The sequence below is a fragment of the Methylacidiphilum infernorum V4 genome (assembly GCF_000019665.1).
Taxonomy (GTDB): Bacteria; Verrucomicrobiota; Verrucomicrobiia; order Methylacidiphilales; family Methylacidiphilaceae; genus Methylacidiphilum; species Methylacidiphilum infernorum.
Genome location: NC_010794.1, coordinates 1,539,986 through 1,552,895, shown reverse-complemented (window position 1 = coordinate 1,552,895; position 12,910 = coordinate 1,539,986). Strand labels below are relative to the sequence as shown.

The window sequence follows — 12,910 nt, the reverse complement described above, 5'->3', positions numbered from 1 at the left end:
AGGAGGGGATGAGTGGTTTTAAAGGCTACCCTAAAATGGGGCGACATTACAAGTTGGGTAAAGTGTTGCTTAGCCGCGAAGTGATCCAGAAGAGGATTGTCGAACTTTCCGTTGAAATTCGAAAAGCATACAGGAAAAAACCTTTCCTTGTTTTAGGACTTTTAAACGGCTCCCTTTTTTTCGTTGCCGACCTGCTCAGGAACTTGCCTTTAAGAACCGAAGTAGAGTTCTTGCAGCTTAAAAGCTATTCCGGTACTTCTTCCAGGGGGTATATCCAGGGCTTGGAGTTGATAGATAAAAAGAAGATAGCCTCTAAAAATATCCTGGTCATCGACGACATCCTCGATTCGGGCTTAACCTTGTCTGCGGTCAAGGAAGCCCTCTACAAAGCGGGAGCAAGCGCCGTTGAATTTTGCGTGCTCCTAAAGAAAAAGAAAAAAGAGCAGCTACCGATAGAACCCAGGTGGGTAGGATTTGAAATTCCCGATGAATTTGTCGTGGGTTACGGATTGGACTTTGAGGGGATGTTCAGGGGCTTGAAATCCATCCACAGCTTTTCGACTCTTGGGGAAGAGGATGAAAAAAAAGAAGAGGGACCTTTACCCTAAGACCTGTGGGCTTTCCGATCTTCTCAAGAAACGGATCCAAAAGGACGATTTTTTGCCGTGACCTCCAAAAGGTTTTTTCCTCCGAGCCATCCTTTATGGATCTTGGTCTTGCACAAAAAAAAAGGGGTGATTTCTTGTTCGAACCTGGGCGAGTAAAAGGGGTTTTGGCTTCTTTTAAGCAGGGGAACTGATCATGGAAAGGCTTTCCGCCGTGACTAAAGCCCTAGCTTCGGCACAGGAAAGGATGACAACCAGGCTCATTCAACGGGCCAAGATGCAGGGGAATCCCGAAGAATAGATAACCGAGCACACAGTTAGGATAAATCAACTAGCAGTCCGACTCGATCAGCTTGCCATAGGCATGAAAGAACACTGAGTAAAGGCTCCTCAAACTTGTCTCTGCCAGAGGAAGGACAGAGAAGAGGTTAACCAAGTTGCTAAAGCTTTCAGGATAGACCGAGCAAAGGATAAAAGAACAGACTTTTGCCCGGAAGAAGACCAAAGGGGAAACAATTTTTTTTATTGCGTTTAACAGGAGAGTTAAACGCATTGGAAAAAAAGGTTATACTTAACGAGGGCTTGAGCATCGGTATTGCGACGTTGCCAAGCTGAATAACTACCTAGCCTTTAGGTTCATCCCATCACCGTGGTTATAGGAAGGAGGAAATAGCTTGATCGACACGGCCATCAAGGCCGATGTCATTTCTAAGGAGGAGGCCGACAGAGTTGTCTATGCCGACAAGCTTACGGTCGGCCTTAATGCCAAAACGAGGGTCTCCCCTGTATAGCCCTCGAAGTTTTGGCAACCGTCAACGAGACGGATGTGGAGCGATCGTATGATCGTTCTAAGATTTCCCATAGTGCTGCGCGTTTTCCGGTGAACTGGGATCCATGCCCGTGGTGTCATGTGTTCCTTGACGAATATTCCAGAGCTTTCAACATTATGGTTGCCAGGGAGACGACGGCTAAAGCTTACGGGAAACGTAAAACTGAGGAGGGCTATTTAACAAGTTCCACGAAGGTTGAGAAGAGAGTGAAGCAAGGACAGGCAAGCTGGCTTGATTCTTTTCTTGGATTGGGGTTGCACTGCAAATACAAGCTAAGGGATGATGGGTTGAATGGAATTCCATACATAATTGCCTCACATCCCTGCCAACCCTTAGCAGTGAGGTAAGCAGGAAATATGATCTAGCGGAATTGCATGAAACAGAGAAGAGGCATTCCCTTTACTGGTGCCCAATATTCAGAGGCTTTGTCCAATTATCCAATGGTATAAACCTTGGGAAGGAAGCTAGCTACTATCTTGTTTTAAGACTCTTGGAAATTTAGACCAATGTAAGTAAGGAAAATGGGGAAAGTACAACTAGGTCAATTTCTAGGAGGAATTCCCTGGTTTTGGACCATGATCAACCTTGACATCCAGATTTTTTTGACTAAAAAATCATTCCAGATGGGTTTCCATAGTATAGGGAGGATCGTGAACAGACCATTTCTTCTCGTTCTGGCCGCTTCTGTCCTAATGACGGTGGAAATTCGGGCAGAGTCTATTAGCATAACTCAATTAGAACAACGCGCCCGAGGCGGGAATGCCCAGGCCCAATTGGATTTGGGTGATGCCTACTCCCGTGGTCAAGGCGTCACTAAGGATTTGGCCCAAGCGGTATATTGGTACCGGAAGGCAGCGGAGCAGGGGAATGTCCAAGCACAATACAAACTAGGCTTTGCCTATTATTGGGGTGTGGGGGGGGTTCCAAAGGATTTTGACAAGGCGGTTTATTGGTTTAGAAAAGCAGCTGAGCAGGGGCATTCCCTATCCCAATTTGTTATGGGACGTGCCTATACGGTTGGGGTAGGTGTTCCAAAGGATTTATCGCAAGCGGCCAATTGGTATAGGAAAGCTGCCGAGCAAGGAGATCCTAGAGCACAATTGAACCTTGGGTATGCTTACGATTATGGTCAAGGAGTACCACAAGATTACGTCCAAGCGGTCTATTGGTATCAGAAAGCGGCTGAGCAAGATAATGCCAAGGCTCAGTTTTGTCTAGGCGTTGCCTATTACAAAGGATTAGGAGTCCACCAAGACTCTATTCAGGCTGTATATTGGTTTAGAAAAGCTGCCGAGCAAGGTCTTGTTGAAGCACAATTCGAGCTGGGTCTTGCCTATTATGAAGGTAGAGGGGTGCCTCAAGACTACATCCAGGCGGTTTACTGGTATGAGAAGGCAGCTGAGCAGGGGAATGCCCAGGCGCAGTGTGAACTTGGTACTGCCTATTTGGATGGCAAAGGAGTGCCACAGAATTATGTCCAAGCGATCTATTGGTATCAGAAAGCTGCCAAACAAGGAGATATTGTAGCGCAATTCAACCTTGGCCTTCTATATGACAAAGGTCGAGGGGTATCTCAAGATTATGCCCAAGCGGTGTACTGGTGGAGGCAGGCAGCTGAAAAGGGTGATGCCGGTTCCCAATTGAACCTTGGGTATGCTTACGATTATGGTCAAGGAGTACCACAAGACCATGCCCAAGCGGTCTATTGGTATCAGAAAGCGGCTGAGCAAGGTAATGCCATGGCTCAGTCTAATCTAGGCGTTGCCTATTACAAAGGATTAGGAGTCCGCCAAGACTATATTCAGGCTGTATATTGGTTTAAAAAAGCTGCCGAGCAGGGATATCCTATAGCACAATTGAACCTTGGGTATGCTTACGATTATGGTCAAGGAGTACCACAAGACCATGCCCAAGCGGTCTATTGGTATCAGAAAGCGGCTGAGCAGGGGAATGCCATGGCTCAGTTTAATCTAGGCCTTGCCTATTTTGAGGGGTTGGGTATCACACAAAATTCAATCGAGGCGGTCCATTGGTTTCGTAGAGCAGCTGAAAATAATGATGTCGCGGTGAAAAAATCTGATCTTGAAAATGACAGTAGGTAGTTTGAAAAGGAATGGCTGTGTTGGGAAAATTACCTGAGAAATCTTTATTATTGATCACGCACTGAGAATAGGTGGGTGCACTGCCAAGTAACTTAATAATTAAGCTCTAATTAATGCATAGGAAATGGATTGCCGTTTGCTTTTTTTAACGATTCATGAAACATACAAGGTTGTCTTAATACTCTCATCGTCTTGAGAAAACCAAATCCCTTGGTCCACGGAAATATTTTTCTCATAAACAACCATTTACATCCTCCTGTCAATACTGGAAACGACTTTCAAATGGGAATTACGACACAGTCTATGCGGGTAACCACCGTGCTGAACAATAAAGAGCGGAAAATTTAGGTTTTGAAAACGGAGGAGTTTTCCAAGGAATTTCGGCTTTTTTATCATAGACCACTAAAAAGCAAAAAGAACTCCGAGAGAACGGTGCAAAAACCTTTTTTGCGGAGTATGACGAAAGAGGCATAGCCAAAAAGCTAGAAACCGCAATGCCCATATTGAAAAGATCCCCGGGATTCGAATCGCATTTTATGTTCCATGACTTTCCAATTGTTTATCCTCTTCGAGACAAAAGCGGGAAGGAAGAGCTTACCTATTACCTGGATGCCAGGGAAGGCAAAGCTTACATTGATAGAGGCAAGCCTATTGGAGAACCTGATGGAGAAGTCTGCTATGAACCCGGGTACATTGCCAATACATGGCTTGTTCCGGATATCCTGAAGCTGCAGAATGAGGGGAATATGCTGAAGCTTAACTACGACGATTGGAAAGGAAACAGGATTCCACGGAAGATCACCGTGTTATGGAACGATATCAAGTTGGAATGACCAGCAAGAAAGAAAACTCCTTGTCAAATATTTCTAAAAGAGGTTTTGGTCCTAAATGCAGTTTTTAAAAAGAAGATAAAGAAAAATGGAAAGAGATGTCACCCACCCCCTGCCTTTATAACTCTCTGATGGTCATCGATTTTCTTCCGAAAAAAATAAAGCGTATGCCGTAAGAATGTGCCCGAGGAAGAGGCTTAAGGTTGGTCCGGCCTGAAATCATCTCACTTCGAGGACCATTTGTCCCCAATGAAGCGGAAAGCTTTTCCATTCCCTGGGGGAGGAAGTCTAATGGCTAGCCTGCTCGTTGGAGAGAAAGCTAGTTGATGGAAGATTAAGAAAGCAGGGTGGTAAAAAAATTCCAGGACTATGAGATGTAATCATCCTTGATGTGCTGATTGTTACGAAATAAAATAGTTTTTGTCGTCCCAAGAGGAAAAAAACATGAAACTCTATTCTTTTTTTGAAAAGTTCAATCTTAAACCCGGTAAAACCAGCAAACCAAGTCAATGCTGCGGTGAAAATTTTGCAGTAGCGGCAATTTTCCTGGAAGACTGCTTTGCTCCTTACCTTAAGTGACAGAATGGCATAGGAAAATTCGGACCAGTCTCTTCACCGATTAACCCTCGTCGACTGCTAGGAAAATGCCAACAAAGAAAAGTTTTTGGGATGTTAAAACGATCCTGTTAGTGTCATTGATTATCCTTGGGACTTTTGCCGTTGAAACAAAAACGGCCTTGGCCATAAGAGCAAAGTGGGAGCCGTTTGAACAACCGGTGGCCGGCCAAGAGGGTTCCGGTGCCCATACCGTTGTTAAGGGGATGAAAGTCTACACAACTCCTCCCGCCAGACCATACATAATTTTCGGGTTCATTACCGCTGCAAACGGCCTCTTTGGTTTTCCAATTACTCGTGCAGTAACCATAGCAAAGAAAGTTGGGGCCGATGCCCTGCTCCTTCTCGATAAAGAAAAGTCCGTCGTTGGAGCATCGGGAAATTGGGTTGGAAACAACCAACAGCAAGCTTTAGGAAACGGCTCTGGTTCGACCGGGTACAACTATTCCTGGGGAAATTCCAGTCTATACTACGCGGTTATTGATAAGTATGCCGCTATTCGGTGGGTTGACCCTTCGCGTACTTCGGTTCCGGACGAAGCTTTCAATAATAGGGATAGTAGCCATGTGAAGCGGGCAATACCCGTCCAATCCGAACTACACTAGATGGTCCGAAAAGTTTGGATCGATTCTTGCTGGAATTGAGCCTGAGCCTACCAGGATAGAAGAGTCTTTGCATCCATTTTATCGGTTTTTTTCTTTTGGTAGTGTAAGAACCGGTGTGTAGTATACTTTAAATGCCTTCTCTTTCCGTCACATCACCAAAAGACTTAGTGAACATCTGGAAAAGTGATCCGGTAATCAAGGGTCTTTTGAAAAACGCACGCAAAGCTGGAGAAGGTGTGTTTGAATTAGATCGGAATGGGGAATGTTTCCAATATAAAATAGTTCCACATGTACGGAGCTGGCAATTCAGGAAGTTCTTTACGGTTGTCCAGGAAGGACAATCCGGCTCTCACATTCCATTTCCTACTGATGAACCTGTGGACCATGCTGGAAGACCTCTCTCTATGGTTCTATTCAGCGAACTTCTCCCCGGAGAAGTGGATTTGACATTTCAAAGCAATGCCAATTCAAAACCATCCGAGATAGTAAAAAAGATCTTAAAGATCTTAAAAGTTGCTCAAACCCTCGAAAAGCCGGATCTTGCGGTGATGAATCCTTTAATGCTGATATACGCAACGGAAAGGCCGAGGATTGTAAGTATTGATCCCCAAACATTAGGCGAAAAAACAGCCAAAGAGCATCCAATCTATGTTCTTGGCATGCCACATTATGCCCACCCTAGGTGTCCTAGTGGAGAGATCTATTATCTTTACACAAGCAAGGTATTCTTCGTTTTTCATAAAGATTACGTTTTTAAGAATATAGCGGATAATCTTTACCTAAGCATGTTTGGGCTTGCAAAGATCAGGTCAAATGCCGTGTTTAAAACCACAGGTTGGAATGTCCAATAATCCCTTTCTCATTCTTATTTTTTTTCCTCTCAAGTGCCTATTTCCAGATAATCGAAAAGATATAAAAATGGTCTAATTGCTGACACATCGGCAATCTTTTCACACTATTTATTTTGTGGATGAGGTTATGATGGGAAAGGGCTGGATTGTTTTTTGAATCTTGAAAATGGATGTAGAGCAAGTCCAGTGGTAATCAAAGGATTCAAAAGATCAGGTTTTTTTTCACCACAAAGCCACAAAGCCGGCAAAAATAGTCTTGCATATGGTTATAAAAACAGGATGGCGACAAATGATATTCTATAAGTAGCATTGATCATCCTAAAAAAACTATAGAAGTGGGCTTTTGAGAAAGAAAGCGAAATCGGTTTGTTCTGGCTTGCAGTTGCCCTTTCGGCAAAACATCTTGGGGCATTCTCTCAAGACATGTCAATGCCTGTTGATTGCGGATCGGCAGAGGGCTTGATCAATCAAGACTGGGTGACGCAGGCATGGTCAAAAAATACCAATCTGTTGCCTGGCAGCGGCTTAAGCCGGTTATATCAAGTCTCGGCGCCTTACTTCAATGTCTTCGCTCTCTCCCATTTTCTCGTAGAACTCTGCCAAACGGCGGAGGACCTTTGAAGTTTTAGGCCAGCTTGTCCGGAGGGCATCGGCAAACTTTCGGTATTGAGAGGCTTGCTTTCGTTCTTGCTCACCCCCTTCAAATGGAGAGCGCCAACTGGGTCCGAGCTTGCCAGAGATAAGTCCTCCTTCAATGGCATCGTTCAAGAATTCCTCGATAGCGTCACGAACGGCGACGGTTGGCCACTCCCCATCTGCTTCCTCTGGCGAACGTGCAAGCATGATCCCGATGTGAAGGTCGCAAAAGAAGGCGATCCGTTTGTCTTCTTTGCACAGCTCTCTTGCTTTCCTGATCCATTGAAAAACCTTCTCTTCATTGATCTTTCCGTTCTCAGTCCCAGGAATGCCCTTCCAGGAATTAAGAAGAGAAATAGCACATTGAACCTTGGCCTTCCGTGCTTTTGCTTCCTCTTCCGTTTCTTGAGCCCCGCAAGTTTTACTAGTTGAATACCCTAGCTTGATTAGTTCAGCAAAAAATTCAGGATCTTCATTCAACCGCTCGTGAAGGATCGGAAACGGACTAGCAGAGACATAGGGATCACTGAGAAAAAAACAGTACGACCAAGCGAGTTGGTTTACTTCCTTGGGATTGGCATCCGATCTCCGGGAGAGTTCTTGTAGGAATCTTCCAAGAATAAAAAGAATATACTGTGATAATCCTCTGAAGCTTATTCTTGGGTTAGGAGTATTCAGCTCAATCAGCGACTGGTCAATAATCCTGGCGAGAGTATCCGTTGGAAGCTCGCGCATACAATGCCCTGCAATCCAAGCCGCATTAAGTCCTTTACCAACGGAAAGAAGGCTTTCAATTACGAAACACTCATTATCAATCTCTTCGGGATTCAAAAGCCCTACCCGTTTCCAATACTTTTCCTCAAGATCCCTGCCTAAAGCTTTGAGGCGGTTCCAAAGAACAATGTTGGGCGGTGCAGCCAAAAAAACATCAAGAACTGCTTCTTTATCCCAACCTTTCTCCTTTGCATGATCGATCAGTCTCTCTATCCATTCGATTCCATTCTTCCTTGCGTAAAACCAAACGATTCCACGGCCAAAACAAGCAACTTTATCGCCTTTACCAAGGGTCTTGGAAAGGAGAGAAAGAAGCTGGCTTTCCTCTATATTGGAGGCGGCAGCTGCGGTTCCAACGCCATGGGGATATTCCACCTTCTGTGCAAAATCCAACAGGCCGTCAATTCCCCTATACTCTACCAGCTTTTCTACGGCTTCCCTTCTAGCTGTTTCTACTGATTCCTCGTTAGACTGAAGATCGTATGAAGATGGATTTATGACCTGCGGCTCTCTTGTGAAAAGCCAAGAGAACTGCTTGAGGGGATCGCTTGGCGTCAGCCGGTTATAGATCTCTTCTAGCTGAACCAATTCGCTTTCTGGAAGGGCCCAGTCTGCCCCGGCACATAACCTGTGATAATGAAGGAAATTCCTGATCGTTGCCCACAACTCTTCCTTTACATTATCATCCAGCCGAGGGATTGAACCTGAGAGCAGATCAACTGCTTTCCGACGCCGCTCAGGAGTCAGCCAAGAAAAAGAGCCGAAGTCTGAGTCGGTATTAAACAGTAAAATCCAAAGCCGGGGTTCCTTTTGCATGTCTTCTTCTAACAGCCGCTTGGTGATTTCATCGTGGAACATTAGCACTGTGAGGCGTTCTTCGGATCGTTTTTTGGAAAAATCCCGCCACCGGGGTCGATATGCTTGGTTTTGTGCATACCTCCCGACTAGAACTAGAAGACAGCACATCAGCTCCCAGGCGACCTGAGGTTCTTTTTCCCTTAATCGGTCGAGGTCCTCTAGCCTTTGTTGCAATGTCGCATAGGTCTGCGGGTAAAAGGGTAAAAAGATGGAGTAAAGGCTTTTGAAGGGGCTGTTGTTATCAAGGCCGTTAAAGGGCTGGGACTGGGTTAGCTTGGCGAGGCGAGCCAGAAGAAGGGATGCATGTGCTAAATATTCAGGGCTCCAGCTCAAAAGTTCCAGGCTCGAAACCAAGAAGTGGACCACTTGACTAGGGATAGGTAAATGAATGGACGCATCCTTAAAAAGCTCGAGTACCGGTGGATTTTCGCCCTTAAGACTCTCTTCGATGGCCGATAAAAAAGCATATGGATCGGCTTCCGCTAGCAGGGGAAGCTGGGAGTGCATCGACCACCATCGGCACGTGTCGGCACCGTGAAGAAGTCTTTTCACTATCCTGCCTACCACCAGCTCTGCGTCGCGAAGCCCAGTTTCCTTACTAAATATGGAAAGCAAAAGAATCATTTCGCCTAGGCCCTGCCGAAGGTCCTCCGAGTAGCGAGGCATCCGGCTCGTGAATGGAGCTACCAAACGGCGGTCAGCCTCCATGTCGTATCGAGGGTCCGGTTCCCCAAGAACAGTAACGACGACTTCCTCGAATACCTTGAGATCTTCATTTGTAATGTAAGGAGCCAACCAGGAAAAAGCATCGCGGGGTGAAGCAATCTTCCAGGTGCTGTTCAATTTCTCTAGGGGAAAGTCGCTTTTTGCAAGCATTACCGTCAGCTCCCCTTCTAGCTCATGGTAGTTCTTTCTTGTGAGACGTTCCAGTTGCTTGTAATCTTCGTACCTTTCTTTGTCAGCGTTCCAGCCTCCGGCAAGAAATGCCGGGATAATTTTTCGGGCATTTTCTGGTTTAGCCCAATCAGGTTCGATGCTTCCGGTGCGGGATGGGTAGAGCCTTCTGAAGACTGAAAGACTACCGGCCGTATCCCGGGCTACTTTTTCTGTTTCTTCCTCGCTCAACCCCATCCCTAAAAGGGCTAGTTTCATTTCGTGTTGAAGAGCATTGGGAAGAGAGATTTCTTTACTTTCATTTTGTATCGGGCCTACCATCGATCTCAAGATGCAAACGTGATGTCCTCCCATAACGAGCATATCGGTAAGACCAGGATCGGTGCTTTTCTCGATGACGATGATCAAGGGTGAAAGGCTCTTTTCAAGTTTTCTTGCTTGGTCGGGCTCGGCCGCAATCAAGCAGCGTCCAAGATGTTTCATCTTGTATTCAACGGGGAGCTGATCGATGACTGCGTATAAGAATGCGATCCCTTCTTCAACCGATTCGGCCTTCAGGGCTATGTCACCGGGTGGACCCTGAAGCCACTTGCGAATTTGAATAGCCTCGTCGGCGCGGCCGGCTAAGACAAGATCCGTACTTATCGACCACTTCGTTGAACTCGACCATTTTTTCCATTCTTCTTCAATCAGCCGAAGACCACTGAAAGGTTTACCTAGGCTCTCAGCAAGCCAAAGACCAACTCCAGGATATCTCTCGATCCAGTGAACTAAATCGACGGCATCGTAGGCACGAACATCAGCCCAGGTTCTTCCCGCCTTTTTCTCCGCAACCCAATCTTCTTTTTTGGACCAAAGACATGGAGTCACGAAAACAAAAGTTGACTCCTGCGGGTTAATGCTTCCTGGTTGTCTTGTTCGTTTTTCAAAATCCTCGTTGGCCTTATCCCTGATTGTTTTTTGAGTCGAGAGCTCCCAGACAGATACACCACCAGGAACGTATATTGTTCCGACCTGAACTTTACATAATCCGTCCAAGCCTTTGAGTTCACTCGCTTCACCGCTTGGAAAGCGTAGTTCTGCTTCCGGTCCCTTTTCGGCATAGATGAGGCGTGTTATTAGCTCTGCCAGCTTGCCTCGACACTCAATGGTAGCGGCCCATTGGTCCAAGTCCTTTTCATCTATGAATCTAAAAGGTTCGCCACTTCCACTATGAGGTGAGTTGAAGGTCGAGGGTAATACATTCATATATATAACACGTTATAGTATATTAATCACCATTGACTCCATTACCATACGCTTTTCTTTTCGATTGACAACTGGAAATATTATCACTTAAACCGGAAAAAAAATACTCTTGGGATTGCCTGGAACTGAAAGAAAGGCAGTAACTTCATCCTTGGTTTTAGCTTTGAGGGTAGTGTGGAAGAGGCTATGGAGTTCAATTGAAAAATTTTTAATAGGCAACTGGCTATCGACTACTATCCAGAATAATTGACTGTTTTAAATCAATTCTATAATTCTTAAGTCCTTGGAGCATGAATGGGTACTTACGATAACAGTCTATAAATAAACTCTAAATGCACAGATTAATTTTAGAATTTAATCCTCTTTCCAAGTTATCCATGACAGTATCCCGCTTATTTTTTATACCTCTCTCTTTTTTCCCCTAGCATACCCATGCCCAGTTTTCATTGCTAGAAATTTCTTCCAAGCTTTGGTTCATTGTCCGAGCCGAACCAACCCATCCCCGGTTTTCTTAACACCTTGGTGTAAAAAGCTTCATCGGAGCTGTTAGGACAAATAGCAAAGCCGGTTTTCCTTGGCGACCTCCTTGCTATTGCGTTATCCCGATGTGAGGCAAGCTCAAGGTTAATCCCCCTGGCATGACCTCCACTACGGATATTAGGAAAATAGGTACATCGATAGAAATAGAATAATTGGATTTGGGTTATATACAAAAGATTTTCTTCTTATTAAATTCAAGCCAGAGGATTCTGATTTCATGCTCGGGTGAACCACAATCAGTTCATTTTTCGCTTTAGGCAAGTTAAAGGGTTTTTTGAAAAAGAGCAGTGAGCTGTTGTCAGTTATTTTTATATTATTAAGATCGATGAATTAAGAGTTCTTTTCATCCAAGAGGCACGGACAGTTTTTTCTTTTTAAAATTTCTTTTTGTTTTTCAATAGAATCAACGAATTGGTCTTGGATGCCAGAGCCCAAAGCCAGATTTTGATCAAGAGGGCTTTTGTGTTTGTATCCTCTTCGAACCATTTCTTTGACCAATTGTTCATGTCTTAAAAATAGTGCTTTTAATTTTCCCCTCCATCTTTTAGTTTCAGGATGGTTTGCGTATCCCTTTTTAGATTGAACTAGTATTGTCCATAGGGCATGAAGTTCCCTATGTTCACCAAGCAGGTGTTTATTGCAGAGTTTTTGAGGTTCAATATCCCATATTCTCATTCGTATATTCTATTGCTTGGATCCCTTTTATTAAGAAAATATCTGTTCTTTCTTTATGGATTGAATGCTGAAGTGAATATTTTTGGTTTTCTAGGCGGTGCTTGGCTTGGTTGTAACCTTTTTGAACAATCGCTTTTTCAAATTTTCTATCCCTTGTCGATTCACTTTCAGAAAGAAACTTCCCGTTTTGCCCTCTCAGCTCTTTTCCCTTTTGGGAAAAGAAAAAAACAAGCAAAGGCCCTTTTTGATAATAGGATTGCGGAAAAAAAGGGACTTTTGTTGGTTCTTACGCTGGTTTTCTTATACGCTATAGTTTTCCTTTTATTCCCTGCAAGGGAACATCCATTTGGGCTACTCTTTTTTTTCCTTTTCTTTTTGATGGGCTTCAACTTGAAGGTGCTTGGAGGGGGAGAAGAGCAAGGGGGGATAAAGCAGGGCAATCGTTCGGCCGAGCACGAGGATGATGACCGCAAGGCTCCATATCAAGACGTTTAGGCCGGAGATCTTTTCATCGAGCAAAGAAAGCATCAGTTCTCTTAAGACAAACGCTGCTCCTGCTTCTAATAGGACATGGAGTCGAATGCGATCGAATTGGAAATACTCTACGAAGGCTCGCAAAAGCTCGAGTATCACCACAAGTGAAAGGATCCGGCCGACAAGATCCCTAAAGCTCCAAGCAGAGACATTTTTAGTTAATCCTGGGGTAAGTTCCCACACGCTGCGCACGATCTCCACTCCCAAGCCAATGAGAAGCAGGAGGATAATCAGGTTAAAAGCCACGTTAACAGCGACTCGGAAGAAAAAGAGAAGGACTTTTTGCATAGTCAGCTGGAATAGGAAGGAAGTA

Annotated in this window: 9 protein-coding genes; 6 read left to right on the top strand and 3 right to left on the bottom strand. The window is 44.8% G+C overall.

The genetic code is table 11. The features are described 5' to 3' along the window. Window positions 1–8 precede the first annotated feature (8 nt). The 6 genes from hpt (at window position 9) to MINF_RS07320 (ending at window position 6,438) form a co-directional block, all read left to right on the top strand. Window positions 9–608, top strand: a complete 600-nt coding sequence (gene hpt, locus MINF_RS07360; protein ID WP_048810507.1) for a hypoxanthine phosphoribosyltransferase — start codon at window positions 9–11, stop codon at window positions 606–608. A gap of 877 nt (window positions 609–1,485) precedes the next feature. Continuing rightward, the gene (locus MINF_RS07345) at window positions 1,486–1,782 is read left to right on the top strand and encodes a hypothetical protein (RefSeq protein ID WP_148205193.1); all 297 of its coding nucleotides are present in this window, start codon (window positions 1,486–1,488) and stop codon (window positions 1,780–1,782) included. A 174-nt stretch (window positions 1,783–1,956) separates the two neighbouring features. Further along, window positions 1,957–3,537, top strand: coding sequence for an SEL1-like repeat protein (locus MINF_RS07340; RefSeq protein WP_012463992.1), 1,581 nt, complete (start codon window positions 1,957–1,959; stop codon window positions 3,535–3,537). Window positions 3,538–4,031: 494 nt separating this feature from the next. Continuing rightward, window positions 4,032–4,370 (top strand): hypothetical protein, encoded by a 339-nt coding sequence (locus tag MINF_RS07330; RefSeq protein WP_012463990.1) that lies wholly within the window; start codon window positions 4,032–4,034, stop codon window positions 4,368–4,370. 641 nt (window positions 4,371–5,011) lie between these two features. Then, on the top strand, window positions 5,012–5,587 hold the full coding sequence (locus MINF_RS07325; RefSeq protein ID WP_012463989.1) for a hypothetical protein: 576 nt from the start codon (window positions 5,012–5,014) through the stop codon (window positions 5,585–5,587). A 131-nt stretch (window positions 5,588–5,718) separates the two neighbouring features. After that, on the top strand, window positions 5,719–6,438 hold the full coding sequence (locus MINF_RS07320) for a hypothetical protein (RefSeq protein ID WP_048810259.1): 720 nt from the start codon (window positions 5,719–5,721) through the stop codon (window positions 6,436–6,438). Between the two features lie 534 nt (window positions 6,439–6,972). Here MINF_RS07320 and MINF_RS07315 read toward each other — a convergent pair. The 3 genes from MINF_RS07315 to MINF_RS07295 form a co-directional block, all read right to left on the bottom strand. Beyond that, entirely contained in the window at window positions 6,973–10,848 is a 3,876-nt protein-coding gene (locus MINF_RS07315; RefSeq protein WP_012463985.1) for a hypothetical protein, read from the bottom strand. 870 nt (window positions 10,849–11,718) lie between these two features. After that, a complete protein-coding gene (locus MINF_RS07305; protein WP_012463983.1) occupies window positions 11,719–12,063 on the bottom strand; it encodes a pyrimidine dimer DNA glycosylase/endonuclease V in 345 nt (114 codons plus the stop codon). Between the two features lie 351 nt (window positions 12,064–12,414). Further along, window positions 12,415–12,885 (bottom strand): phosphate-starvation-inducible PsiE family protein, encoded by a 471-nt coding sequence (locus tag MINF_RS07295; RefSeq protein WP_012463981.1) that lies wholly within the window; start codon window positions 12,883–12,885, stop codon window positions 12,415–12,417. Window positions 12,886–12,910: the final 25 nt, after the last annotated feature.